Origin of the sequence: Streptomyces sp. NPDC088197, assembly GCF_044741185.1 — a bacterium.
Lineage (GTDB): Bacteria > Actinomycetota > Actinomycetes > Streptomycetales > Streptomycetaceae > Actinacidiphila.
This window is the reverse complement of record NZ_JBIUSD010000005.1, coordinates 268703-294082: the sequence shown is the minus strand read 5'-3', so window position 1 is coordinate 294082 and position 25380 is coordinate 268703. Positions and strand designations below refer to the sequence as shown.

The window sequence follows — 25380 nt, the reverse complement described above, 5'->3', positions numbered from 1 at the left end:
GTGTCCGCGTACGCCGACGCGGCCCCCGCGGAACTCCACGACGGCGTGCGGCGCGGCTGCGACGGCAGATCCTGCCAGGTCAGGGGCGTGCGCGCTGTGAGGCAGAACCGGCGCCCGAAGTGCATCCAATCCGCTCGGCCGTACGGAAGCGATGACTGTGCACGATCCGCAGCCCCATTCGCACGGGAGAGGCCGCCATGGAAGACATCGCACTGCCGACCGCCCCCGCGGCGGGCTCCGCCACGGGAGCGGCCGGCGACGGGACGGTTACCGGGAACGTCTTCGCCGGTCCGGGCGCTCGCACGGGGCCCGCGCCGGACGACGACGTCTTCGTCGACCTCCGTTCGACCTTCTGGACCGGCCGGATCCGGCCCGCCGCCGCGGGCGCGGGCGCCGGGGCGCTGCTGAACCTCACGCAGGCGGAGTACGGCTGGCCGTTCCCCGAGGGCATCGCCTGGGAGGCGGAGGACCTGTCACTGGCGCGACTCCGCCGCGCCTGCCGGATGGGCCTGGCCCACAGCCCCGAGACGCTGACCGGCCACGCCGGTGGCTCGGACCGGCTGCGGGCCGCCGCGGCCGAGGCGTGGCCGGACGCGCTGCGGGTGCACGGCGCGGACAGCGCGCGCGACGCGCTGCGCGAGGCGCTGCGCCACCGCCCGGCCGGGGCCGCGACGGCGGCCCTGCTGGACGTCGCCACGGCCCGGGGCCTGCGGCCGCTGGAGCCGGAGGAGGCGGCCGAACTCGCGGCGGCCGGTGACCGCGCGACCCGCCACGCGGCCTGGCGCTACCTCGCCGGTGTGCCGGGCGGCGCGTCCCTGCTGCCGGTCTCCGCCGAGGCGGAAGACCCGTACGAGCGGCTGATGCTGCTCCCCGGCCAGGACCCGCTGCTGCCCGCGGCGGCGCGCAGGCCGGGTCTGCTCGTCGCCCAGCCGATGCTGCTGGGCGGCCTCGACACCCCGGGGGAGGGGCTGAGCGGCGGCCTGAGCGTGCTGCTCAGCGGCCTCGGGGACGCGCTGGCCGACACCGGCGCGGTCGCCGCCGTCGTGACGGTGGTCACCGCCAGCCGCAGCGAACTGGCGCGCGACGACAGCCTGTTGCACGCCCGCGGCGCCGGGCACTGGGTGCTGCGGCTCCCCGTGGACGCGGAACACCCCCTCGGCCAGCACGAGATGGGCGCCCACCGCGAGGCGCTCGCCTGGTGGGCCGTACGGCTGCTCGGCGGCCTCGGCGCACGGCTGGACGTCCTGCACGCGCGGTACGCCGACGACGGCTCGCTCGCCATGGCCCAGGCCGCGGAACGCCTCGGAGCCCGGCTGGTGTTCACCGCGACGCCCGATCCGCACCGGCAGATGACCGCACGCCACGGCCGGGCCCAGGCGGCCTCAGACGACCTGCGCGACGACCTGCACCGGGTGTTCGTCGCCGACCGGCTGGTCGAACGGGCCGCACGCGTGGTCGCCATACCCGGACAGCAGGGCGACGCCTCCGAACTCGTCCGCCACTTCCCCCAACTGGCCGCCGCACGGGACGGCGCGGGCCCGGCCGCACCACCGGAGGGCATCCAGCCGTACGTACCGGCCGCGTCCGAGGCGTCCGACCGGGCGGATCTGCTGGGCATGGTCCTCGGCGGGGGCGGTAGCGGCGGCGCGCGGCGGGCGCCGCTCGGCCCGGACGCCCTGCGGGAGCCGCTGCTGCTCTCCGTGGGACGGCTGCACCCCGTCAAGCAGCAGGACATGCTGGTACGGGCCTGGCTGGAGCGGGGCCTGTACCGGCGGTCCTCCCTCGTGCTGATCGGCGGCGCCGCCGACCGTCCGTCGGCCGCCGAGACCGCGATGCGCGCCAGGATCGGCCGCCTGCTCGCCCGGCACCCCGGCGCGGCCCACCGGCTCGTCCTGCTCACGGCCCTGTCCAACACCCGCGTACGCCGCCTGGAGCGGGCGCTGGCCGACCCGGCGTCGGGGGCGCGGGCCTGGTACGTCTGCCCGAGCGCCAAGGAGGAGTTCGGGATCGCGGTGCTCGAAGCCATGGACGCGGGCCTGCCGACCGCCGCCCCCGAACGCGGGGGAGTGCGCCACTATCTGCGCGACGGCGACAACGGCGTACTGCTGGACACCTCCAGCGCACCCGCCCTGGGCCTCGGCCTCGAACGGATGCTGGACATGCCGCCCTCCGCCGCCCGCGCCCTCGCCGCGCGGGGCCGCGCCACGGTCACCTCCGGCTACACCCTCACCTCTACGGCTGCCGCCTTGGTCGAGGAATACCTGGCCACCGCCCCGCCCGGAACCCCCGGCTGACGCCCGAGCCGCGACGCGCGGCTGACGTATCTCCTCGGCCTGGCGGCGAGCCGCCCACCGGCCTGCGGCGGTGTCGGCTGAGGGCTGACGTGACGCGAGGTCGTACCTCCGGGCTGTCGGTGAGCGGCACACCGGCCTTCGCCCGGTGTCGGCTGAGGACTGTTCCGGGCGTACCCCCGGAGGGGGTCAGGGGGCGGCGGTGGGTGGTGGGGTGGGGGAGCCGATGCGGCTCAGGGCGGACAGGGCGTCGCGCAGGCCCTGGGGTCTGAGCATGCCGGGCATCAGGGGGCCGGCCCAGCCGGGACCGGCGAGGAAGACCATCGGATGGGTACGGGCGCCCTTGACGCCCCAGCTGGTGGCCGCGACATGCCGGGCGAGCGGGCGGTCGGCGGTGGAGCGGGACTGGGACCACAGCACGACGGCCGCCGGGCCGATCCGGCGTACGGCCTCGTCCAGGGCGTCGACCGGCACCGCCCCGCCGAACATCCGGGTCGACAGGCCGAGCTCTCCGAGCCCCGCGGTGAGCGCCTCCAGCGGAAGCGTGTGGTGGTCGCCGGGCACGCACGCGAGCAGTACGGGCGCCGCCCCGGTGACGGTCGGCGCCGCACGGACCCGGCGCAGCGCCGACGAGACGTGCCAGGACAGCAGGTGCTCGACCTCCACGTACCGCTCCCCGGAGGTCTGCCACTTGCGGCCGACAGCGCGCAGGGTCGGCGCCATCACCTCCTCCCAGGCGACGACCAGCCCGTGCCGCTCGACCAGGTCGGTCAGCAGGGCGTCCACCGCCGGGCCGTCCAGCCGCACCGCGGCCCGCGCGAGCCCGCGGCACTCCTGCCGGACATCCCCGAGCGGCAGGCCGCTCCCGGCGGCCGGTTGCCGAGTGGCGCGCCGGGGCGGCCCGGCCGACGCCGGGCTCGTGGGCGCGGGCGCGGTGCCGGCGGCGGCCTGAGCGGCGCGGGCCGCCTCCGCGGGCGGCACGCCCGAGGCGGTGAGCCGGCACATCTCCTCCAGAACGGCCACGTCCCGCGGGGCCCAGCGCCGGTGCCGACCGTCCGAACGGACCGCCGGGCCGATCCCGTACCGCCGGTCCCACGACCGCACCGTCGTGGCGGACACCCCGAGCCGCCGCGCCAGCGCACCCGTGGCGATCCCGGCCTCGACAGGCTCCCGCGCTCCCGACGCCCCCTGCGTCCCACCCGTCTCCTCGCTCATCTCTTCACTATACGACGCAGAAACGGTGCGAGTTGCTCCACCTGGCCGGTGATTCGCACGCTAGGACGAGCCGACCCCGCCGCATCGGCGGCAAGCGGCCCCGCGCGCCGGGCTTCCCGGCGGCTCGCGACCCGCCCGGCAGGAACCCGACCGAAGAAGGGCAGCTCCATGACCGTACGCACCGTCGCGGAACCCGCGCACGAGCCCGCGTCCGCTGCCGCCGCACCCGCTCCCCCCGCCGTACCGGCGCCCGCCCGCTCCGCCGACGGCCGGGGCGGGTCCGACGCGCCGCTGTGGGAACCGGCCGAGCTGGGCCTGGCCGACTCGGAGCTGGCGGCCGGTCTGGTGCGGGGCAACGAGGACTGCGTGGCCGCCGCCTACCACCGCTGGGGCGGGCTGATCCACGCGCTCGCCCGCCGGTCGCTCGGCGACGCACGCGAGGCCGAGGACGTCACCCAGCAGGTCTTCCTCGCCGCGTGGCGCGGCCGGCACGGCTACCGGCCGGACCGCGGGTCCCTGGCTGGATGGCTGATCGGCATCGCGCACCGGAAGATCGCCGACGCGCTCTCCGCCCGCACCCGCCGCTCCGTACTCGTGGCCAACGCCGGTTCCGCCCTGCCGCCCGAGCCGGACGCCGACGCTCAGCCCGACGCCGCGCTCCACCGGGTCTTCGTGACCCGTGAGCTGGCCAAGCTGCCCGCCGCCCAGAAGCAGGTGCTGTGCATGGCCTTCTACTGGGACCTCACCCACGCCGAGATCTCCGAGCGCACCGGTCTGCCGCTCGGCACGGTCAAGAGCCATTCGCGCCGCGGGCTGCGCAGACTGCGGGCGCTCCTCCAGGCGGACGCCGCGCTCGGCTGATGCGGGGCGGCCCGGAGGCCGTAGCGCCCATGACGCGACACGCTGCAAAAACGCTGCGAGATGAGAGATCCGGACAAAAGGGCCACCTTGGGGAGTGCGAAAGCAGTACATCCGCGACATACGGATCTGCCCGCCCCACAGAGGAGACGGCGATGAAGCTGCAGGACGAACTCCCGCGCGATCACCACCTGGCCACCGTCTACCGCTTCGGCGCCGCCTTCTGCGGCCTGGTGCTGATCGTCTTCGGAGCACTCGGGTTCGCTGACGCGCTGGGCTTCTTCGACACCCACGGGTCCAAAGTCGCCGGTCTGAGCACCAATGGCGCGCTGAGCGTGATCTCCCTGGTGGTGGGCGCCGCCCTGATCCTCGGCGGCATCGTCGGCGGTAACTTCGCCTCCACCTTGAACATGACCGTCGGCGCCCTGTTCCTCCTGAGCGGCTTCGTCAATCTCGCCGTCCTGGACCGGTCGGCGAACGTGCTGAACTTCCGGATGCCCAATGTCATCTTCAGCTTCGTGATGGGCCTGCTCATCATCACGTTCGGGATGTACGGCCGCGTCAGCAGCCGCCTCCCGCACGACAACCCGTACTGGCGCAGCCGTCACCCCGAACAGGCCGACCGCGAGGCCGCTGCCGCTGCCGCTGCCCCGTCCGCGGCGCCCCGCCCCGCCCTCGCGCCCCGCGCCCCCGGCGCGCAGCCGCGCTGACTCTCAGCGGGCCGTCGTCCGCCGGGTGATCAGGACCTCGATTCCGTCCAGGATCCGGGTCAGGCCGAAGTCCACGTCGTCGTCGGCGACGTCGTCGTCGTATTCCTCGCGCTCCATCATGGCCGCGAGGATGGGATATCCGTGCTCGTGAAGGAGCGGCTGAAGGAAGCGCGCCACGGCGGCCGACTGCACCGGCGCCGCGGTGCTGTCGCGCACGTCGCGGCGGGCGGCGGCGATGCGCCGCGCGTAGCCGTCGAGCAGCAGCGCGCACCCTAGCGATTCGGCGGTGCTCAGCCCGGCCCCGGTGAGCGCTTCGAGCAGCACTTCCGTCCAGCGCAGCAGGTTCGGGGTCGCGGGCGCCCCGCGGATGGGCAGGTCGGGCAGCCACGGGTGCGTGTCGCAACGGCCGATCATCGCCCTGGTCCAACGGGCGGCAGCCGCTCGCCACCGGTCCGCGCCGGTTTCCAGTTCCGGCGCCGGGCCCCACGCGGTCTCCGCGACCAGGACCAGCAGCTCGTCCCGCGAGCTGACGTACCGGTAGACCGCGTTGGCGGTGAGTCCCACCCGCCTGGCGATGTTCGGCATGGACAGGGCCGCGAAGCCTTCCGCGTCGGCCAGCGCGACCGTCGCTTCGACGATTCCCTCCACGCTCTGCGAGGGCTTCCGGCCCAGCCGTCCCGTCTTGGGGGCCAGTCCCCACGCCTGGGCGAGGCCGGGCGGCAGCGCCTCGTCGTCACCGGTCGTCATCGGGCTCATCTCCATGTCTCGTCCCCGGGGGGAATTGACTTTGTGGGCGCCTCACACTTTATATTAGTGTGGACCCCACACGAATTGTTTGAGGATGTGAACGCCGATGAATCCCCCAGGTCAGAACCGCGCCCCAGGACGTCGCAGGCCACAGGTCAGGGCGCGACCGCGCCTACGGGCCCTGCTGACCGCTCTGGTCGGCGCCGTCATGATCGGCGGCGTCATGACCGGCTGCGCCGCCGGACACGCGCGGCCGGCCCAGCGCGCGGAGGGCGGCCGAGGCGGTCCCGCCACCGTGGTCAGGACGGACACCGGCCTGGTCGAAGGCCGCCTCGGCACGGACACCCGGATGTTCCAGGGGATTCCTTACGCCGCCCCGCCGGTCGGGCGGTTGCGCTGGGCGTCGCCCCAACCGGCCGCGTCCTGGCCCGGCATACGGACCGCGACCGAGCCCGGCAACCGATGCGCACAGTCGGCGGGGCTCATCGACGAGCAGAGCAGCAGCGAGGACTGCCTCTACCTGAACGTCACCGCGCCCGCGAGCGGCGGCGCCCGCGAGCTGCCGGTGATGGTGTGGATCCACGGCAACGGCTTCATCAACGGCGCCGGAAGCCTCTACGACGCACAGCGCCTGGCCAGTCTGGGCAAGGTGGTCGTGGTCAGCGTCAACTACCGGCTCGGTGTCTTCGGATTCCTCGACCATCCCGCCCTCGACCACGGCCCGGCCGCGCACCTGTCGGGCAACTTCGGACTGGAGGACCAGCAGGCGGCGTTGCGCTGGGTGAAGCGCAACGCGGCGGCATTCGGCGGCGACCCGGCGAACGTCACGCTCTTCGGCGAGTCGGCCGGTGGCACCAGCGTCTGCGCGCATCTCGTCGCTCCGGGGTCAACGGGCCTGTTCCAGAGGGCGATCCTGCAAAGCGCCGAGTGCACGGGACGCCACTGGTCACCGGGCCCGCCCACCTGGTTCCCGCTGCCGCGCGCGGAGCGCGAGGGGCACGGACTCGACGTCGCGGCAAAGGTCGGCTGCTCCGACCTCCGGACAGCGGCGGCCTGTCTGCGCGCCGCACCCGTGAAGGAACTCCTCAAGTGGTCCGACGACGGAGTCGGTTCAGGGCCGACGGTCGGCGGCGGCGTTCTGCCCGTGAGCCCGGAACAGGCGTTCGCCACCGGCCACTTCAACCGGGTCCCCGTCATCCAGGGAACGACCCGGGACGAACACCGGCTGTTCACCGCGGCCATCGAGGCCGTGACCGGCCGGACGACGACCGACGCCGACTACCGGCGGCAGATCCGGACACTGTTCACCCCGGCCGACGCGGCCCGCGTCCTGGCCCGCTACCCCGCCGACCGCTTCACGTCCCCCGGCGAGGCGCTGTCCGCCGTCGTCACCGACTGGGCCTGGGGGTGCACCGTCCTCGACCGGGACCGGGCCCTGGACCAGCACGTGCCGACCTACGCCTACGAGTTCGCCGACGACGAGGCACCCTGGTTCAGCACCCTCAAAAAGCCCGACTTCCCCACCGGAGCGTTCCACGGCAGCGAGTTGCAGTATCTCTTCGCCGACGAGCAGCTCCCCGGTCCGGCCACCCCCGCCCAGCGCCGACTCGCCGACACGATGATCCGCTACTGGGCCCAGTTCGCCCACACGGGCGATCCGAACGGCCCCGGCACGGCGCCCTGGCCCCGCTTCGGCACCGGCCGGCACGTCCAGTCCCTGCAACCGGGGAAGACGGAGCCCGTCGACCTCGCCCGGGAACACCAGTGCGGCTTCTGGCGGACCGTCGGCGGCTGACCGCTGCCGCGACGCCCGTCCCCGCCGGGCTCACGGCCCGGCGGGACTCCGGACCCGGAACCCGGTCCCTCCCTGTGGGGCAACGTCACATTGTATGGTGGGAGTTCGTGTGTCTGGAGGATCGGTCATGGCTCATTTGTCGTCGCGCGGCGTCATTCCCGTACGGGAGCACTTGCGCGACCAGGTGGCCAACGCTCTGCGTGCCGCTCTCATCGCGGGCGAACTGCGGCCCGGTGCGGTGTATTCCGCGCCCATTCTGGCCGCCGAGTTGGGCGTCTCGGCCACCCCGGTCCGCGAGGCGATGCTCGACCTCGCCAAGGAAGGACTCGTCGAGGCGGTGCGGAACAAGGGCTTCCGTATCACCGAGATCACCGAACGCGATCTCGACGAGTACACCGAGATCCGCGCGCTGATCGAGGTCCCCACCATCGGGCGGGCCACCGCGGTGGCCACACCCGAGCAACTGGAAGCGCTGCGACCGCTCGCCCTGGAGATCGTGGAGACGGCCCGGGGACACGACCTGATCGGTTATCTGGAGGCCGACCGCCGCTTCCATCTAGGACTGCTCGCCCTGGCCGGCAACGGCCATCTGGTGGAGGTCGTGAGCGACCTACGGAAACGTTCTCGGCTGTACGGGCTGAACTGGCTCGACGAGACCGGTCGACTGGTGGCGTCCGCCCAGGAGCACATCGAACTGCTCGACCTCATGCTCGCCCGCGACTCCGAGGGCGCGCAGGAGTGCATCAGCCGCCACCTGGGCCACGTTCGCTCGCTGTGGGCGGACGGTGCCGAGGGGGCGGCGACCGCGCCCAACGGACTCCAGCTCGGGACCGCCTGACGTACGGGACCGCCTGACGTACGGGACCGCCTGACGTACGGTCCGGGGCGTCGCCCGGCAGCGGACGAGGCCGTCACCGACGGGAGCGTCCGGCGGGCGTCGCCGCCGGACGCCGACCCCGACCGCTCAGGGGTTGAGGAGGCCGCCCATCCACTCCTCGATCGCGTCGGGGGTCCGTGGCAGCGCACCGGACATGAGCCTCGCGCCGTCGGCGGTGATCACCAGGTCGTCCTCGATTCGCAGGCCCATGCCGCGCAGTTCGCGCGGCAGCGTCTCGTCGTCCGGCTGGAGATACAGTCCGGGCTCGACGGTGAGCACCTGCCCCTCCTCCAGAACCCCGTCGAGATACGTCTCGGCCCGTGCGCGCGCGCAGTCGTGCACGTCCATGCCGAGCATGTGACCACTGCTGCACAGCGTCCAGCGGCGGTACACGCCGCTGTCGGGGCTCAGCGCCTGTTCCGGCGGGATCTTCAGGACGCCCCAGTCGTACAGCCCCTCGGCGATGACCCGCATTGCGGCCAGGTGGAAGTCGCGGAAGCGCGCCCCCGGGCGCAGCGCGGCGATGCCCGCCTCCTGCGCCGCCAGCACCAGTTCGTACGCGGTGCGCTGGGCCGGTGAGTAGCGGCCGGACAGCGGCAGGGTGCGGGTGATGTCGGCGGTGTAGAGGGTGTCGGTCTCCACTCCCGCGTCCAGGAGCAGCAGTCCCGCGGGGTCCAGCGGGCCGTCGTTGCGTATCCAGTGCAGGACGCAGGCGTGCGCGCCGGAGGCGGCGATGGTCTCGTAGCCGACCCCGTTGCCCTCGGCGCGCGCCCGCAGGGCGAACACGCCCTCGATCCAGCGCTCGCCGCGCGGGTGCCGCATCGCCTGGGGCAGCGCCCTGACCACGTCCTCGAAGCCGCTCGTCGTGTGGTGGACGGCGAGTTGCAGTTGGCTGACTTCCCAGGGGTCCTTGACCAGCCGGAGTTCGGCGAGGACGGTCGCCAACTCCGCGTCACCGCTGGGCTGGTGGTTCCCGGAGCCGACCAACTCCTCGACGGCCGGGTCCACTCCGGTCAGCAGCCGGACCGGAGGGGAGGCTCCGGTCAGCGGCTTGACCAGGTCGTCCAGGTGCTCGCAGCGCAGCCCGCTGAGCGCGGCGGCCTCGTCGAGGTCGGGACGTCGGCCGACCCAGAACTCGCCGTAACGGCGGTCCCGGTAGAACTCCTGGCCGGTACGGGGCGAGCGGGGCCGCAGGTACAGCACGGCCTGATGGCCGCTGCCCGCCGGCTCCATCAGCAGGACGTTCCCCGGCTGGTCCTCGCCGGTGAAGCCGGTCAGCCAGGCGTACGCCGTGTGCGGGCGGAAGCGGTAGTCGGTGTCGTTGGACCGTACGGCGAGCCGTCCCGCCGGAATGATCAGCCGCTCGCCGGGGAACCGGGCGGAGAGCCTGGCGCGGCGACCGGTCGTCAACTCCTCTGCGGGCAAACGGGTTTCCGGCGGGAGAGGGCTGGGCGCCCAGGCGGTGGCCATGAAGTCGCCCAGAGCGGAGGACACCGGCAGATCGTGGCTGCCGGTGTGCGGTGGGGTGGTGGGTTCGGTCATCGGTGCGCGACTCCTTCGGGTCGGTGCGCGAACGAGGAAAGCGGCCGAACAGGGCGAACGAGGAGGGTGAGGCACGGATCGGTAACGAGAGAGCTGACGGCTTGTCAATGCAATGTCACATTACTATGTTACGAGTCACATCGCACAGGTGTCCTGGCGGCCGCCCTTTTCTCACCCCTTGAAGGCGGTCGCGGTGCCGGGAACTCACAACGGAGTGACACACCATGACCAAGCGCATCAGCGTCGCGTTGGCGATCGGCATAACGACCTCGCTGGCCCTCGCCGCGACGTCCTGCTCGGCCGACACCAAGAGCAGGGACGGAGAGCACAAGGCCCCGGGAGTGGCCACCGGCACCGTCATCGGCGGTACTCCCGAGCGCGGCGGCACCCTCACCGTGCTGTCCAATCAGGACTTCGACCACCTGGACCCCGCCCGCAACTGGGTCATGCCGACCATGGACTTCGGCACCCGGCTGCTCTACCGGACGCTCACCACCTTCCAGGCCGCGCCCGGAACCGCCGGCGGCACGATCGTGCCGGACCTCGCGACCGACCTCGGACGCTCCTCGGAGTACGGGCGGGTGTGGACCTTCACCCTCAAACCCGGCCTGACGTACGAGGACGGCACCCCGATCAGGGCGCAGGACGTGAAGTACAACGTCGAGAGGTCGTTCTCGCCGGACCTGACCGGTGGCCCCGACTACGCCCGGCAGTATCTGGCGGACACCGACGGCTACACCGGGCCGCTGACCGGCAAGGAGTTGGACTCCATCCGGACGCCGGACGACCGGACCATCGTCTTCCACCTCAAGCGGCCGGTCGCCGAGTTCTCGTACACCGTCACCCTGCCGACCTTCTCGCCGGTCCCGAAGGCCCGCGAGACCGGGGTGCGGTACGACCTGCGGCCGTTCTCCTCCGGCCCGTACAAGATCGAGAGCTACAAGCGGGGCAAGGAGATGGTGCTGGTCCGCAACGCGCGGTGGAGCCCCGGGACCGACCAGGTGCGCAAGGCGTACCCGGACCGCATCGTGGTCACGATGGGTCTACAGGGCGGACAGATCGACGACCGGCTGATCGCGAGCTCGGGCGCGGACGCCTCGGCCGTCGAATGGGCCAATCTCAGTGCGGCCAGCGTCGCCAAGGTGCTGCCGAACCGGTCGGTACGGGAGCGGCTGTCCGCCGAGCCGACCGGCTGCACGGACATGCTCTATCTCAACACCGCGCGCGGGCCGTTCACCGATCCCACCGTGCGCGAGGCCATGCAGTACGCCGTCGACAGGTCGGCGCAGGTCACCGCGGACGGCGGACCGGCGCTCAACGACATCGCCACGCACTACCTGCCGCCGCTGCTGACCGGCGGGTTCGTCGCCCCGGTGTACAACGTGCCGCCGTCCGGCGACCCGGCGCGCGCCAAGGAACTGCTGGCCAAGGCGGGCAAGCCGTCCTTGGACGCCACGCTCACCGTCGCCACCGGGGACAAGACCAGGGCCGAAGCGCTTCAGGCGTCGCTGTCCAAGGCCGGGGTGAAGGTGAGGATCGACGTCGTGGACCCGTCCGTCTTCTACGACACGGTCGGTGACACCGCCCACGCACCCGACATGACGCTCAGCGGCTGGTGTCCCGACTACCCCTCGGGTTCGACCTTCCTGCCCTTCGTCTTCGACGGTCGCACCATCAAGGCCAAGGGCAACCAGGGCAACTTCTCGCAGTTCCGCGACAGCGCGGTGGAGCAGCGGATGGACCAGATCGCCGCGATGTCCAACGCCAACCAGACCAAGGTCGCCTGGATCGGCCTCGACGCGACGATCATGCACAAGTCGCCCGCCGTACCGCTGCTGTGGCAGCGCAAGCCGCTGCTGGTCGGCACCAACGTGGCGGGCGCGTTCGGCCACTCGGCGTGGACCGGGCAGTTCGACTTCGCGGTGATCGGTCTCAAGGACCCCGCTAAGAGCCAGGGGTGAAGGGCGCCACCGGCATGACCACAGAGCGGAAGACCGCCCGGCGGCGGCGCGCCGGGCGGTCGCGGCCCAGCGGCTCCACCGACCTGCCGAATCCGATGCGTCCGACCGATCCGAATGTATCTGACGAACCATCACATCACCTGTCCGGCGGCCTAGTTGACACCAGCGGCGGCCCGTGGCGGCGTGCCTGGCGGCAGTTGTGGCACGAGCCCGCCGCCCGCTGCTCCCTCGTCGCGGTCGTCGTGCTGATCGTCGTGTCCGTCGCGGCGCCGCTCCTGGCCCGACTGGGCGGTTGGCGCCCCGACGAGTTCGACGAGAGCGCCATCGACCCCTACCTCGGCGGCATGCCCCGCGGTTCGTTCGGCGGCATGAGCGCCGACCACTGGCTGGGCGTCGAACCCGCCACCGGACGCGACCTGTTCGCCCGCGTCGTGTACGGCGCCCAGGTGTCGCTGATGATCGCCTTCGCCGCCACGGCCATCGTGGTGGTCGTCGGCACCGCCGCGGGCATCACCGCCGGTTACTTCGGCGGGCGGGTGGACAGCGTCCTGAGCAGGCTGATGGACCTGACCATGTCCTTCCCCTCCCTCATCTTCATGATCGCCATGATGTCGGTGGCCCAGGACGTCAACCGCGTCGCGCTGATGACCGGCGTCATCGGCCTGTTCGGCTGGCCCGGTATCGCGCGCATCGTCCGCGGCGAGACGCTGTCGCTCCGGCACCGCGAGTACGTCGACGCGGCACGGGTCGGCGGCTCCACGGCGCCGCGCATCCTGGCCCGCGAGGTTCTGCCCAACGTGTCGGGGCCGGTCATCGCGTACACCACCCTGCTCGTCCCCGGCATGATCAGCACCGAGGCGGCGCTCAGTTTCCTGGGCGTGGGTGTGCGGCCCCCCACCTCGTCCTGGGGGCAGATGATCTCCCAGGCCGTCGTCTACTACGACACGGACCCGATGTTCTTCGTGATCCCCAGCGTCTTCCTCTTCCTGGCGGTACTCGCCTTCACCGTCCTGGGCGACGCCCTGCGCGACATCCTCGACCCGCGGGGAGGGCGGTCGTGACGCTCTACGTGATCCGCCGGCTGATCGGCGTGACGGGCGTGCTGCTCGCCGTCTGCGCCATCACCTTCACCATCTTCTATCTGCTGCCCGCCGACCCGGCCGCGGCGGCCTGCGGAAAGTCCTGCAGCACCGAACGCGTCGAGCAGGTCCGCCACATGATGGGTCTCGACCGGCCGGTCTGGCGGCAGTTCGCGGACTACCTCACCGGTATCTTCGCGGGCCGCGACCTGGGCAGCGGCCCGCACGCCGTGCACTGCGGCTTCCCCTGCTTCGGCTACTCCTACGAGAACTCGCTGCCGGTGTGGAGCCTGCTCACCGACCGGCTCCCGGTGTCCGTCTCGCTCGCGGTCGGCTCGGCCGTGCTGTGGCTCGTCCTCGGGCTGGGCGCGGGAGTCACCGCCGCCCTGAAGAAGGGGTCGCTCACCGACCGCGGACTGATGGTCGGCGCGGTCGCCACCGCCTCGCTTCCCGTCTACTTCACCGCCATGGTGCTGATCTGGGGAGCGGTCCGCATCGCCGGGGTGCTGCCCTATCCGTCCTACGTGGCCCTCACCCGCGACCCCGTGCACTGGGCGTCCAACCTGCTGCTGCCCTGGATCGCCCTGGCCCTGCTGTACGCGGCCATGTACGCACGCCAGAGCCGCAGTTCGATGATCGAGGCGATGGCCCAGCCGTACATCAGGACCGCGCGGGCCAAGGGCATGCCCGAGCGCACGGTCGTGCTCAAGCACGGGCTGCGCTCCGGGATGACGCCGGTCCTGACCCTCTTCGGCATGGACCTCGGCGGCCTGCTGGCGGGCGCCGTGATCACCGAGAGCATCTTCGGCATTCCCGGTGTCGGCCAGCTCTTCTTCGACGCGCTCCGCCGTTCCGACCAGCCGGTGATCCTCGGCGTCACGCTGCTGGCGGCCTTCTTCATCGTCGGCGCGAACCTCGTCGTGGACCTGCTCTACGCCGTCATCGACCCGAGGGTGAGGTACTGAGATGGATCAGGACACCGCCGCCGCGGCCACGCCGCCGCTGTTGCGCGTGGACGGCCTCACCGTCTCCTTCCGCACCAAGCGCGGTCCGGTACGGGCCGTCGACGGCATCGGCTTCACCGTCGAGAAGGGGCGGACCCTCGGCCTGGTCGGGGAGTCGGGCTCCGGGAAGTCCGTCACCTCGCTCGCGGTCATGGGACTGCACGAGGACGCCGAGGTCACCGGTTCCATCGCGCTGGGCGGCCGGGAGCTGACCGGTCTGAGCGGTGCGCGACTGAGCGCGCTGCGCGGGCGCCGGATGGCAATGGTCTTCCAGGACCCGCTGTCCAGCCTGCACCCCTACTACACGGTGGGGGAGCAGATCGCCGAGGCGCACCGGCGGCACTTCCGCTCCGGCCGGGCGGTCGCCCGGCGCCGCGCGGTGGAGATGCTCGGCGAGGTCGGCATCCCCGAACCCGCCCGGCGGGTCGCGGAGTACCCGCACCAGTTCTCCGGCGGCATGCGGCAGCGCGTGATGATCGCCATGGCCCTGGCCTGCGAGCCGGACCTGCTCATCGCCGACGAGCCGACCACCGCGCTGGACGTCACCGTGCAGGCGCAGATCCTCGAACTCATCGCCCGCATCCAGCAGGAACGCGGTCTGGGGGTGGTGATGATCACCCACGACCTCGGAGTGGTGGCCCGCGTCGCCCACGAGGTGCTGGTGATGTACGGCGGCAGGGCGGCCGAACAGGCCACGGTGGACGCGCTGTTCGCCGAGCCCGCCCACCCGTACACCCGAGGGCTGCTCGACTCCCTGCCCCGGCTGGACGACGCGGACGACGCGCCGCTGCGTACCGTCCCGGGCTCACCGCCCTCGCTGCTCAGCCTGTCCGAGGGCTGCGCCTTCCTGCCCCGCTGCCCCCGGGCGGCGGTCGCGTCCGAGCAGGAGCGGGAGCGGTGTGCCACCCGGCGCCCGGCCCTGGAGGCGGTGCGCGGCGCGGGGTCGGCCCCGCCGGGGAAGGGCGGCGGGGGAGAGGCCGCCGCGGTCCCACGGGTCCCCGGCGACGGGGGAGTGGCCGCCGCGGCCCCGCCCGGCCCCGCGCATCTGACCGCCTGTCATCTGACGACGGCGGCGCGGTCCGCCGCCGATCCGCCCGCGGACGCCCGGAGCGGGCCGCCCCTCACCGTCAAGGAAACGCGATGAAGCGCACGGACCGAGCACGACCGGCGACGGGATCAGGCCCCGGTACGGGGGCGGCCGTCGCCGATACGAACGGACAGCGCGCCGGGACCGCCCCCGACCGGAGGCGGCACCTCGAACCCGTCGCCGCCGCGGAGGGCGGACCGCCGCCCGCCCTGGAACCGGGCGGCGACCCGCCGTTGCTGTCGGTCCGCGGCCTGGTCAAGACCTTCCCCGGACGACGGCGGCTGGGCAGGGCGACGGCCCCGGTGCGCGCGGTGGACGGGGTCGGCTTCGACCTGGCGGCCGGTGAGACGCTGGGGCTGGTCGGCGAGTCGGGATGCGGCAAGTCCACCACCGGACGGATGGTGGTGCGGCTGCTCGAACCCACGGCCGGCAGTATCCGGTTCGCGGGACAGGACATCACGCATCTGGGCCAGCGGCGGCTCCGGCCGCTGCGGCGGCACATCCAGATGGTCTTCCAGGACCCGTACTCCTCGCTCAACCCCCGGCAGACCGTGGCCCGTATCGTCACCGACCCGCTCCTGGCGCAGGGCACGTCGGCCGGCCGGGCCAGGATCCGCGCCGCCGAACTGCTCGACCTCGTCGGCCTGTTGCCCGAACACCTCGACAGGTATCCGCACGAGTTCTCCGGCGGGCAGGCGCAGCGGATCGGCATCGCCCGCGCCCTGGCCACCGAACCGCGGCTGGTCATCGCGGACGAACCCGTCTCGGCGCTCGACGTCTCGGTGCAGGCGCAGATCGTCAACCTGATGGAACGTCTCCAGGACGAACTCGGCCTGGCCTACGTGTTCGTGGCCCACGACCTCTCGGTCGTCAAGCGGGTCTGCGACCGGGTGGCGGTGATGTACCTCGGCCGTGTCGTCGAGATCGGTGACAAGTCCCAGGTGTACGAGCGCCCCGCGCACCCGTACACCGCGGCGCTGCTGTCGGCGGTGCCGGTACCCGACCCGGCGGTGGAACGCGTGCGGCAGCGGATCGTGCTGCGCGGCGATCCGCCCAGTCCCGCGGCGCCGCCGTCGGGCTGCGCCTTTCACCCGCGCTGCCACAAGGCACAGGAGATCTGCGGCGTCACCCGCCCCGAACTGGCCGGTCCGCCGCGCCGACAGGTCGCCTGCCACTTTCCGGACGCCGATTGAGGGAGCCGATTGACGGGGCCGCACGACCACGCCGACTGACGGGGCCGGTCGACCGCGCCGCTTGACAGAGCCGCACGCTCGGACCGCTTGACGGGGCCGCCTGACCGGCCGAGGCACGGGTCAGGTCGGCAGGGCTGCTCCGTGCGCCGGACAGCGGGGTCGAGCGGCTCCGCCGCGTCCGCCTGCGCGCGGGCGGGCGCGGTCCGGGCGCGGGGAATTCCCGGGCGCGGGGGAGCGGGGAAACGGCCTGGGGCCACCGGAATTCCGGTGGCCCCAGGCCGTTTTCGCGAGTTCTCCACCCAGGGTTCCCAAGCGATGTGACATGTGCAATGGTACATGGCGCACAACCTGAAAGCCGTGCTCATGCCAAAAGCTGAGGCACGGCTCGCGGTCCGTCCGGGACCGCACCGCCCACTCCCCACAGTGCCGGGCGGGCCCGGACGGGTGCACCGCGAATCCCCCCTCGCCGCGCAACGGAGCGCGGCACACACCGCTGGGAGGCGGCACGTGAACACCCAACCGGTACGACGAAGTCTCACCGGGTTCCTGATACTCGCCCTGGCCATGTGCCTGGGCATCGGCATGCTGATCCACCCGGAACGGGCCGCGGCAGCGCAGCCGAAGCCCGCCGGGACCGCGGCCACCCGCCCCGGCCCGGCGGCCCAGCCCGCCACGGTCGCCGCGGCGAAGTCCGACCACACCGGAGCCGGTTCGCTCAGCGCGGCCGACCGGGCGCCGCTGCCCGCGTCCAAGGACGCGCTCAAGCAGGACTACGACGCGCCGACGGCGCCGGTGGTCAGCCACTCCGCGCCGTCCATGAAGGCCGCGGCGCGGGCCAAGGCCAGGGCCAACGGCCTGACCGCGGCGGCGACATGCAACGCCTCGGACTTCACCGGCCGGACCGGCAGCGCCCTCGTCGCCCAGATCAAGGCGTCCACCACGGACTGTGTCAACACGCTGTTCAACCTGACCGGCACCGACGCCTACAACGCCTTCCGCGAGGCGCAGATGACCACCGTCGCCTACGCCATGCGCGACGGCTCGGCCGCCTACCCCGGTGACAGCAGCACCGGCATGCCGCAGCTCGTGCTCTACCTGCGGGCGGGCTACTACGTCCAGTACTACAACTCCTCGGCGGTGGGCAGTTACGGCACCGCCATGGTCACGGCCATCCGCAGCGCCCTGGACGCCTTCTTCGCCAGCGCCCACTCCGGCGACGTCACCGACGCCAACGGCGAGGCCCTCGCCGAGGCCGTCACCCTGATCGACAGCTCCGAGCAGGACGCCCGCTACCTGTACGTCGTCAAGCGGCTGCTGAACGGCTACAACAGCTCGTACGACGCGTCCTGGTACATGCTCAACGCCGTCAACAACGTCTACACCGTGCTGTTCCGCGGCCACCAGTTCCCGGACTTCGTCGCGGCCGTCGTGGCCGACCCGAGCGTGCTGGACACGCTGTACAACTTCGCCGGCTCGCACCTGGCGCTGCTGAGCACCGACCAGGCGTACCTGACGTCCAACGCCGGGCGTGAACTGGGCCGGTTCCTCCAGGAGTCGGCCCTGCGCGCCAAGGCCAGCCCGTTGGTGGCCGCGCTGCTGAGCCGGACCGCCATCACCGGACCCACCGCGGCCCTGTGGGTCGGCCTGGCCGAGATGACCAGCTACTACGACGCGTCCAACTGCTCGTACTACGACACGTGCAACCTCGCCGACCGGCTCAAGAGCTCGGTGCTCACGTCCAACTACACGTGCAGTTCCAGCATCCGCATCCTCGCCCAGGACATGACGGCCGCTCAGCTCAGCTCCTCCTGCGCCAGCCTGCGCGCCCAGGACGCGTACTTCCACGGCCTCGTCCACGACAGCGGGCCCGTCGCCAACGACAACAACTCCACCATCGAGGTGGTGGTCTTCAACTCCAGCACCGACTACCAGACATACGCCGGGGCCATGTACGGCATCGACACCAACAACGGCGGCATGTACCTGGAGGGCGACCCGGCCGCGGCCGGCAACCAGCCGCGCTTCATCGCCTACGAGGCCGAGTGGGTGCGCCCGGACTTCCAGATCTGGAACCTGAACCACGAGTACACGCACTACCTCGACGGCCGGTTCGACACCTACGGCGACTTCACCGCGAGCACCGCCACGCCGACCACCATCTGGTGGATCGAGGGCTTCGCCGAGTACGTCTCCTACTCCTACCGCAACGTGGTCTACACCGACGCGCAGAATCAGGCCGCGACGCACGGCTACACCCTGCGGTCGATCTTCGGCAACACCTACGACTCGGGCCAGACCCTGGTCTACAACTGGGGCTACCTCGCGGTGCGTTACATGCTCCAGTCGCACCCGGCGGACGTCACCGCGCTGCTCGCCGACTACCGCAGTGGCAACTACGCCGCCGCGCAGACCCTGCTCACCAGCACCATCGGCACGCGCTACAACAGTGACTGGGACGCCTGGCTCACCAAGTGCGCGGTGGGGAACTGCGGCAGCATCGGCGGCGGCAACCCGCCCGGCAACCAGGCGCCCACGGCCGCCTTCACCTCGGCCGTCAGCAATCTGACCGCCGCCTTCACCGACAGGTCGACGGACAGCGACGGCACCATCGCCTCCCGCGCCTGGAACTTCGGTGACGGCACCACCTCCACCGCCGCCAACCCGTCCAGGACGTACACGGCCGCGGGCACGTACACCGTGACACTGACCGTCACCGACAACGGCGGCGCCACCAACACCACGTCGCAGACGGTCACGGTCGGCAGCGGCGGCGGCACGGCGCCCGAGTGCACCGGCGCCGACGTCAACCAGCTCGGCAAGAACTGCAAGCGCAGCAATCTGTCGGCGCCCACCGGCGACTACGCCTACCTGTACCTCTACCTGCCCGCGGGCACCACGACCCTGAAGATCACCTCGGCCGGCGGGACCGGCAACGCCGACCTCTACTACAGCAGCACCGGGTGGGCCACGACCGCCAGCTACACCAGCAAGGCCACCGGCAGCGGCAACGCCCACACCCTGACCGTCACCAACCCGACGGCCGGTTACGTCTACGTCAGCCTCTACGCCGTCCAGGGCTTCAGCGGAGCCTCGGTCACCACGTCCTACTGATCCCGGCCGCCTGCCGGTAGCGGGCGCACGGAACAGGAGGCACCACGGTCCGAAGGGGCGGACAGCGGTCACCACCGCTGTCCGCCCTCCGGGCCCGTCCGTACCCCGGAAGCGGGGCGACCCCTCGCTTCCGGCCGGTCGGTCAGTGGGTAAGTCGGTCGACAAGGCGGTCGTTCAGCCGGTCAGTCGTCGACGGCGCACCGGAAGCCGCCGTGCGCCGTGGTGCTGTCCGGAGTGTTGGAGGTACGGGCGGCGACCCGGTAGCGGTTGCAGTAGGAGTGGTGGCACAGATACGAACCGCCGCGCAGCACCCGGTTGTCGCCGTCGGGAGGACCCACCGGGTCGACCCGCGTCTCGGGCCGGGGCGCGGCGTGCCAGTCGGGGGAGAACCGGTCCGCGCACCACTCCCAGACATTGCCCGAGGCGTTGTGGAGCCCGTAGCCGTTGGGAGTGAAGGCGTTGGCGGGCGCGGTGCCCAGATATCCGTCCTCGCGGGTGTTGCGGACCGGGAAGTCGCCGCGCCAGATGTTGCAGCGGTGCCGCCCGTTGGGGGTCAGCTCGTCCCCCCAGGGGAAGCGGGCCCGTACCAGTCCGCCGCGTGCGGCCTTCTCCCATTCCGCCTCGGTGGGCAGCCGCTTGCCCGCCCAGGCCGCGTAGGCGACGGCGTCGTGCCAGGAGATGTGCACCACGGGGTGGTTGCCGCGCTCCCCGATCGAGGTGCCGGGGCCTTCGGGCGAGCGCCAGCAGGCGCCCGAGACCGCTCGCCACCACGGCGCGCCCGGCACGCGGCCGGGAAGCACCGCGTGCCGCGCCCGCGGAGGCACGAAGCCGCCGAAGACGTAGGACCAGCCGCTCAGTTCGGCCTGGGTGCGGTAGCCGGTGGCCTTGACGAACGCGGCGAAGCGGGAGTTGGTGACGCATGTCGCGTCGATGCGGAAGGCGCTGACCGTCACCTCGCGCACCGGCCCCTCGCCGTCGTCGGGGAACGCGTCCTCGTCGTCGCCGCCCATCAGATAGGGGCCTGCGGGCACGGCGACCATGCCGCGCAGCACCTCCGCGCGCGGGCGGTCGGGAACGGCGAAGTCCCGTGGCGGAGGCGTGAGTTCGGATCCCGTCCCGGCTCCGGCCTCGGCCGTTCCGCCGTGACCGCCGGGGCCGCAGCACGCCGTCACCGGGCACCACCGGCGTCACCCGCGCCACCGGCCGGATCGCCGCGGCGTCCCGGCGGCGGCGCACCGCCGTCCACGAGGACGTCGACCCGCTCGCCCGCCGCGTGCAGCAGCATCGCGACGGCGCCCTGGGCCGCGGCGTCGTCGCCGAGTGTGGAGGCCCTGACGGGGATGGTCCGCGCGGCGGCCGGCAGGGAGAACGCCGTGAGCTGCGCGCGGACCGTGTCGAGGACCGGAGCGCCGAGGGCGGCGAGTTCACCGGCGATCACCACGCACGCGGGGTCCGTCTGGGCGGCGAGTGCGGCGAGCACACGGCCCGCCGCCGTCGCGGCCCCGGCCACGACGTCGGCCGCCGGTCGCTCGCCGGACGCGGCCCGCGCCACCAGTTCGCGCCCGTCCCGGACTCTCGCCCCCCTGGCGCGGCACTCGGCCAGCAGCGCGGGGACGCCGATCACGCCCTCCAGGCAGCCGCGGCCCCCGCAGTAGCAGTCCGCTCCCCGCGGGTCGCAACTGGTGTGGCCGATCTCGCCCGCCGCGCCGTGCGCGCCGCGTACCAGTCGGCCGTCCACCACGAGCCCGCCGCCGACCCCCTGCGACCAGTGCAGGTACACGATGTCGGACAGGCCGCGCGCCGCGCCCCAGGTGATCTCGGCCAGCGCGGCCAGCCGCGTGTTGTTGTCCGTGGCCACCGGCGCCTCGAAGTGGTCGCCGAGCCCGGCGACGATCCGGGCCGCGGAGGCCGCCCGGTCCGCGGGGTCCGGCGGACGTTCGTCGTCCGGGCGCCGCACCGGCCCCGGCAGGCCGAGGCCGACGCCGGTCACCGGGGCGAGGCTCACCCCGCGCTCCGCGACCAGTTCGCCGACGGCGGCGACGACCGCGGCCACCCGCTCGTCAGGTCCGGCCTCCGCCCGCAGCGCGGTGCTGGACCGGGCGACGACCTCGTGGGCGTGGTTGGCGATCACGATCTGCAAGCGGGTCGGAAGCAGCCCGATGCCGATGAGCTGCGCGCCGCGCGGGTTGAGGGAGACCGCCATGGCGGGGCGGCCGGGGCCCCTCGGCGGCCGGGTGCCGGTGCGGGCGCCCGCGTCGGCGGTCGGGTCCGGGGCGCCGTCCGCCGCGGACGCGGTCGCGGCGGCCGTCCCCGTACCGCCGCCGGAGCCCGCCGCCCAGGTGCCGTCCGGCGCGGTCATCGGCCGCTCGACGACGGCCTCACGGGCGAGCAGGTCCGAGACGATCGTGAACAAGGTGGTGCGGGAGAGCCCCAGCCGCTCGATCAGCTCCGCGCGGCTCAGCGCTCCCGCGCGCCGCAATTCGCCGAGCACCGCCGCCTCGTGGGCGGCGCGCAGTCGGTGCAGTGCGGCTCCGCGTCGGTCTGGCATGTCCGCATGATCGGACCGCGCCGTGGATTCTGTCAAGTTTCGGGACTAATCCATCCGCGCTGGTCAGTGCCTTCGGCGGTGAGGTGCTCGCCGGATTCGGGGACCATCGGCCGGTGATTAGTCCCGAGGGTTGACCAAAATACCGGGCCGTCCTTACGGTGCACGGGAGCCGACCAAGCGACGACAGCGCCGCGAGCGGTGGGAGCGGAGGGGCGGCGGCCGGTGAGCCCGCACAACATCCTTTTTCTGATGACCGACCAGCACCGGGTGGACACCCTCGGCGCGTACGGCAACACCGTCGTCGAGACCCCGGCCCTCGACGGACTCGCGGCGCGGGGGACGCGGTTCGACCGGTTCTACACTCCGACGGCGATCTGCACACCGGCACGCGCGTCGCTGGCCACCGGCCTGCACCCGTTCCGGCACGGCCTGCTCGCCAACCCCGAGCGCGCCGCCGGCGGCCAGGACGAGCTGAACGAGAGCCAGCCACTGCTCTGGCCCCAACTGCGGGCGGCCGGTTACCAGGTCGGCCACGTCGGCAAGTGGCACATCGGCCGCGAGCACGGCCCCGAGCACCACGGCCTGGACGGCGAGCACCTGCCCGGCGCGCTCAACCCCGTACGCCACCCGTCGTACCAGCGATGGCTGGCGGACCGCGGCCTGCCGCCGTTCGCGGTGACCGACCCCGTCTTCGGCACCGCCGCCAACGGCGTCGGCCGGGGCCACCTCATCGCGGGTCGGCTGCGGCAGCCCGTCGAGGCCACCGTCGAGGCGTTCCTCACCGACCGGACCCTCGCGCTGCTGGAGCGGTACGCCACCGGCCGGCGTACGTCAGGGCGGCCGTTCATGCTGTCCTGCCACTGGTTCGGACCGCATCTGCCCTATCTCGTGCCCGACCACTACTACGACCTCTACGACCCGGACGATGTCGTGCTGCCCGAGTCGATGGCCGAGACCTTCGCGGGCAAGCCCGACGTACAACGCCGCTACAGCGAATACTGGTCGGCCGACGCCTTCGACGCGGACGCCTGGCGCAAGCTGATCGCCGTCTACTGGGGCTACGTCACCATGATCGACCACCAGATCGGCCGGATTCTGCGCGCCCTGGAGGAGTACGGCCTGGGCGACGACACCGCCGTGTTCTTCACCGCGGACCACGGCGAGTTCACCGGCGGCCACCGGCTGAACGACAAGGGCCCGGCGATGTACGAGGACATCTACCGCGTCCCCGCCATCGCCCGGGTGCCGGGCGGCCCCGCCCAGGTCTCGGACGCCTTCGCCACGCTCACCGACCTCAACCCCACCCTGCTGGACATCGCGGGCCTGCCCGCCCCCGAACCCTGCGACGGAGACAGCCTGTTGCCGCTGCTGACCGGCGACACCGGGGGAGCGCGCGCGGTCCTGGACCGGACCGAGGTCGTCGCCGAATTCCACGGCCACCACTTCCCGTACTCCCAGCGCATGATCCGGGACCGCCGGTACAAGCTCGTCCACAACCCGGAGAGCGTGCACGAGCTGTACGACCTGGACCGCGATCCGCACGAGTTGCGCAATGTCCACGGGTCCCCGGCGTACGCCGACGTCAGGCGGGAGCTGACCGGGCGGCTGTACCGAGAACTGCTGCGCCGCGGCGACCCCGCCCACAGTTGGATGGGCTACACGGCCGACATCGGCGGCCACCGCGCACCGGACCTCGACGGCGTGGCCGACGACCTCGGCTGAACCGGCCGGTCACCCGGGCCCGGCCGTCCCGCACCGGCCCGCCCCCGACCGCCGGGCCCGTCCGCCCGCGTCCCGCGACCCACCTCACCATCAGCCCACCAGGGAGACCCACCATGGCAAGCCACGACCCGCGGCGCCCGAACGTCCTGCTCATCCTCAGCGACGACCAGGGCCACTGGGCCCTCGGCTGCGCGGGCAACGACGAGATCCTCACCCCGTCCCTCGACGCGCTCGCCGAGAGCGGCACCCGGCTGGAGAACTTCTTCTGCACCTCCCCGGTCTGCTCACCGGCCAGGGCCAGCCTCTTCACCGGCCAGATCCCGTCCCGCCACGGCGTGCACGACTGGCTCTCCGGCGGCCACGCGGGCCCGGACGGCCAGGACTTCCTCGCCGGACAGCGGCTGTTCACCGACGAGTTCGCCGACGCCGGCTACCGGCTGGGCCTGTCCGGCAAATGGCACCTCGGCGCCAACGACCGGCCGCGCCCCGGCTTCACGCACTGGTACGCGCACGAGAGCGGCGGCAGCGCCTACCACGACGCACCGATGTACCGGCACGGCACGAGGGAACCGGCCGCCGGATATCTCACCGACGTCCTGGCCGACGACTCGGTGGACTTCCTGAACGGCGAGGCCGGACGGGAGGAGCCCTTCTACCTCTCGCTGCACTTCACCGCCCCGCACAAGCCCTGGAAGGGCCAGCACCCGCCGCAGGTCGAACGCCTCTACGCGGACTGCGCGTTCGACACCTGCCCGCAGGAGGAACCGCACCCGTGGCAGCCGCTGGTCGACGGCGTACCGGTCGGCGGCGAGGCCGACGTCCGGGCCGCCCTCGTCGGCTACTTCGCCTCCGTCACGGCCATGGACACCGCCGTCGGACAGGTCCTGCGGACCCTCGGGGACCTGGGCCTCACCGACAGCACGCTGGTGGTGTTCTCCAGCGACAACGGCTTCAACTGCGGCCACCACGGCATCTGGGGCAAGGGCAACGGCACCTTTCCGCAGAACATGTACGACAGTTCGGTCAAGGTCCCGGCGATCATCGCGCAGCCCGGCCGGATCAGCGCGGGCTCGGTGCGCCACGAACTGCTGTCGGCGTACGACTTCGCCGCCACGCTCCTGGAGTGCGCCGGGCTGGACGCGGAACCGTTCGAGACCGGACCCGGCAGATCCTTCGCGCCACTGCTGCTGACCGGCCGGCCGAGCCAGCCGCCGCCGCCCCGGCCCGTGGTCGTCTACGACGAGTACGGTCCCGTCCGGATGATCAGGACCGCCGAGTGGAAGTACGTCCACCGGTACCCGCACGGTCCGCACGAGCTGTACGACCTGGCCGCCGATCCGGGCGAGCGCGTCAACCTCGTCGCCGACCCGGCGCACCGCGAACGCGTCGGCGACCTGCGGCGCCGGCTCGACGCGTGGTTCACGGAACACCGGGACCCGGCGCGGGACGGCAGCCGCCTGCCGGTCACCGGAGCCGGGCAGCGCGCGCCGCTGGACGCCGGACGGGGCGGCGCCGACGCTCCGGACGCGGACCCGCTCGGCGCCTTCGACGACCCCGAGTGGCAACCGCCGCATCCGCCGTTCAGTCCTTCTTGAATCGTTCTGTCCCCGGCCGCTGTGATGCAGGCGAACCCCTCCCCT

18 protein-coding genes are annotated in these 25380 nt (G+C 72.7%); 13 read left to right on the top strand and 5 right to left on the bottom strand.

From position 1 onward, the window contains the following. Positions 1-197: 197 nt before the first annotated feature. Positions 198-2294, top strand: coding sequence for a glycosyltransferase (locus tag ACIOC1_RS15640; protein ID WP_401854642.1), 2097 nt, complete (start codon positions 198-200; stop codon positions 2292-2294). 186 nt (positions 2295-2480) lie between these two features. Here ACIOC1_RS15640 and ACIOC1_RS15635 read toward each other — a convergent pair whose 3' ends face one another. Then, the gene (locus ACIOC1_RS15635) at positions 2481-3506 is read right to left on the bottom strand and encodes a MerR family transcriptional regulator (protein WP_401854640.1); all 1026 of its coding nucleotides are present in this window, start codon (positions 3504-3506) and stop codon (positions 2481-2483) included. A 168-nt stretch (positions 3507-3674) separates the two neighbouring features. Here ACIOC1_RS15635 and ACIOC1_RS15630 point away from each other — a divergent pair, with 168 nt between their 5' ends. Together ACIOC1_RS15630 and ACIOC1_RS15625 are read left to right on the top strand one after the other, a co-directional pair. Next, a complete protein-coding gene (locus ACIOC1_RS15630) occupies positions 3675-4367 on the top strand; it encodes a sigma-70 family RNA polymerase sigma factor (protein ID WP_355335304.1) in 693 nt (230 codons plus the stop codon). Positions 4368-4519: 152 nt separating this feature from the next. Beyond that, a complete protein-coding gene (locus ACIOC1_RS15625; protein WP_391048112.1) occupies positions 4520-5074 on the top strand; it encodes a DUF4383 domain-containing protein in 555 nt (184 codons plus the stop codon). 3 nt (positions 5075-5077) lie between these two features. On the opposite strand, the gene ACIOC1_RS15620 is transcribed toward ACIOC1_RS15625, so the two are convergent. Then, a complete protein-coding gene (locus ACIOC1_RS15620) occupies positions 5078-5821 on the bottom strand; it encodes a TetR/AcrR family transcriptional regulator (protein ID WP_401854636.1) in 744 nt (247 codons plus the stop codon). 106 nt (positions 5822-5927) lie between these two features. Between ACIOC1_RS15620 and ACIOC1_RS15615 the strand changes: the two genes are divergently transcribed. Then, the gene (locus tag ACIOC1_RS15615) at positions 5928-7616 is read left to right on the top strand and encodes a carboxylesterase/lipase family protein (RefSeq protein ID WP_401854634.1); all 1689 of its coding nucleotides are present in this window, start codon (positions 5928-5930) and stop codon (positions 7614-7616) included. Between the two features lie 127 nt (positions 7617-7743). After that, a complete protein-coding gene (locus tag ACIOC1_RS15610; protein WP_355335293.1) occupies positions 7744-8454 on the top strand; it encodes a GntR family transcriptional regulator in 711 nt (236 codons plus the stop codon). A gap of 126 nt (positions 8455-8580) precedes the next feature. Here the strand turns inward: ACIOC1_RS15610 and ACIOC1_RS15605 are convergent, their stop codons facing one another. Next, on the bottom strand, positions 8581-10035 hold the full coding sequence (locus tag ACIOC1_RS15605; RefSeq protein ID WP_401854631.1) for an aminopeptidase P family protein: 1455 nt from the start codon (positions 10033-10035) through the stop codon (positions 8581-8583). 224 nt (positions 10036-10259) lie between these two features. Between ACIOC1_RS15605 and ACIOC1_RS15600 the strand changes: the two genes are divergently transcribed. The 6 genes from ACIOC1_RS15600 to ACIOC1_RS15575 all read left to right on the top strand — a co-directional run bounded on the left by ACIOC1_RS15600 (position 10260) and on the right by ACIOC1_RS15575 (position 19470). Then, positions 10260-11996: an ABC transporter substrate-binding protein gene (locus ACIOC1_RS15600; RefSeq protein WP_401854629.1), complete on the top strand. Its 1737-nt coding sequence runs from the start codon at positions 10260-10262 to the stop codon at positions 11994-11996. Between the two features lie 14 nt (positions 11997-12010). After that, a complete protein-coding gene (locus ACIOC1_RS15595) occupies positions 12011-13057 on the top strand; it encodes an ABC transporter permease (RefSeq protein WP_401854627.1) in 1047 nt (348 codons plus the stop codon). Then, positions 13054-14040, top strand: coding sequence for an ABC transporter permease (locus ACIOC1_RS15590; RefSeq protein ID WP_355335283.1), 987 nt, complete (start codon positions 13054-13056; stop codon positions 14038-14040). The genes ACIOC1_RS15595 and ACIOC1_RS15590 overlap by 4 nt, the downstream gene beginning before the upstream one ends. A gap of 1 nt (position 14041) precedes the next feature. Beyond that, positions 14042-15223, top strand: a complete 1182-nt coding sequence (locus ACIOC1_RS15585; RefSeq protein ID WP_401854624.1) for an ABC transporter ATP-binding protein — start codon at positions 14042-14044, stop codon at positions 15221-15223. Continuing rightward, positions 15220-16359 carry an ABC transporter ATP-binding protein gene (locus ACIOC1_RS15580; RefSeq protein WP_401854622.1) on the top strand — a complete coding sequence of 380 codons (1140 nt, stop codon included), beginning with the start codon at positions 15220-15222 and terminating at the stop codon, positions 16357-16359. The genes ACIOC1_RS15585 and ACIOC1_RS15580 overlap by 4 nt, the downstream gene beginning before the upstream one ends. 564 nt (positions 16360-16923) lie before the next feature. Continuing rightward, a complete protein-coding gene (locus ACIOC1_RS15575; RefSeq protein WP_355335781.1) occupies positions 16924-19470 on the top strand; it encodes a collagenase in 2547 nt (848 codons plus the stop codon). A gap of 182 nt (positions 19471-19652) precedes the next feature. Here ACIOC1_RS15575 and ACIOC1_RS15570 read toward each other — a convergent pair whose 3' ends face one another. Then, entirely contained in the window at positions 19653-20642 is a 990-nt protein-coding gene (locus tag ACIOC1_RS15570; protein ID WP_401854620.1) for a formylglycine-generating enzyme family protein, read from the bottom strand. Beyond that, on the bottom strand, positions 20639-22018 hold the full coding sequence (locus ACIOC1_RS15565; RefSeq protein WP_401854617.1) for an ROK family transcriptional regulator: 1380 nt from the start codon (positions 22016-22018) through the stop codon (positions 20639-20641). The genes ACIOC1_RS15570 and ACIOC1_RS15565 overlap by 4 nt, the downstream gene beginning before the upstream one ends. Before the next feature lie 249 nt (positions 22019-22267). On the opposite strand from ACIOC1_RS15565, the gene ACIOC1_RS15560 reads away from it, so the two are divergent. Both ACIOC1_RS15560 and ACIOC1_RS15555 read left to right on the top strand, forming a co-directional pair. After that, positions 22268-23740, top strand: a complete 1473-nt coding sequence (locus tag ACIOC1_RS15560; RefSeq protein ID WP_401854615.1) for a sulfatase-like hydrolase/transferase — start codon at positions 22268-22270, stop codon at positions 23738-23740. 113 nt (positions 23741-23853) lie between these two features. Next, positions 23854-25335, top strand: a complete 1482-nt coding sequence (locus ACIOC1_RS15555; protein ID WP_401854613.1) for a sulfatase-like hydrolase/transferase — start codon at positions 23854-23856, stop codon at positions 25333-25335. Positions 25336-25380: the final 45 nt, after the last annotated feature.

What these genes read in the sequence shown, in the direction of transcription:
- ACIOC1_RS15640 (WP_401854642.1), top strand. Translation starts at nt 198, where the DNA reads ATGGAAGACATCGCACTGCCGACCGCCCCCGCGGCGGGCTCCGCCACG.
- ACIOC1_RS15635 (WP_401854640.1), bottom strand. Translation starts at nt 3,506, where the DNA reads ATGAGCGAGGAGACGGGTGGGACGCAGGGGGCGTCGGGAGCGCGGGAG.
- ACIOC1_RS15630 (WP_355335304.1), top strand. Translation starts at nt 3,675, where the DNA reads ATGACCGTACGCACCGTCGCGGAACCCGCGCACGAGCCCGCGTCCGCT.
- ACIOC1_RS15625 (WP_391048112.1), top strand. Translation starts at nt 4,520, where the DNA reads ATGAAGCTGCAGGACGAACTCCCGCGCGATCACCACCTGGCCACCGTC.
- ACIOC1_RS15620 (WP_401854636.1), bottom strand. Translation starts at nt 5,821, where the DNA reads ATGACGACCGGTGACGACGAGGCGCTGCCGCCCGGCCTCGCCCAGGCG.
- ACIOC1_RS15615 (WP_401854634.1), top strand. Translation starts at nt 5,928, where the DNA reads ATGAATCCCCCAGGTCAGAACCGCGCCCCAGGACGTCGCAGGCCACAG.
- ACIOC1_RS15610 (WP_355335293.1), top strand. Translation starts at nt 7,744, where the DNA reads ATGGCTCATTTGTCGTCGCGCGGCGTCATTCCCGTACGGGAGCACTTG.
- ACIOC1_RS15605 (WP_401854631.1), bottom strand. Translation starts at nt 10,035, where the DNA reads ATGACCGAACCCACCACCCCACCGCACACCGGCAGCCACGATCTGCCG.
- ACIOC1_RS15600 (WP_401854629.1), top strand. Translation starts at nt 10,260, where the DNA reads ATGACCAAGCGCATCAGCGTCGCGTTGGCGATCGGCATAACGACCTCG.
- ACIOC1_RS15595 (WP_401854627.1), top strand. Translation starts at nt 12,011, where the DNA reads ATGACCACAGAGCGGAAGACCGCCCGGCGGCGGCGCGCCGGGCGGTCG.
- ACIOC1_RS15585 (WP_401854624.1), top strand. Translation starts at nt 14,042, where the DNA reads ATGGATCAGGACACCGCCGCCGCGGCCACGCCGCCGCTGTTGCGCGTG.
- ACIOC1_RS15580 (WP_401854622.1), top strand. Translation starts at nt 15,220, where the DNA reads ATGAAGCGCACGGACCGAGCACGACCGGCGACGGGATCAGGCCCCGGT.
- ACIOC1_RS15575 (WP_355335781.1), top strand. Translation starts at nt 16,924, where the DNA reads ATGTGCCTGGGCATCGGCATGCTGATCCACCCGGAACGGGCCGCGGCA.
- ACIOC1_RS15565 (WP_401854617.1), bottom strand. Translation starts at nt 22,018, where the DNA reads ATGCCAGACCGACGCGGAGCCGCACTGCACCGACTGCGCGCCGCCCAC.
- ACIOC1_RS15560 (WP_401854615.1), top strand. Translation starts at nt 22,268, where the DNA reads ATGACCGACCAGCACCGGGTGGACACCCTCGGCGCGTACGGCAACACC.
- ACIOC1_RS15555 (WP_401854613.1), top strand. Translation starts at nt 23,854, where the DNA reads ATGGCAAGCCACGACCCGCGGCGCCCGAACGTCCTGCTCATCCTCAGC.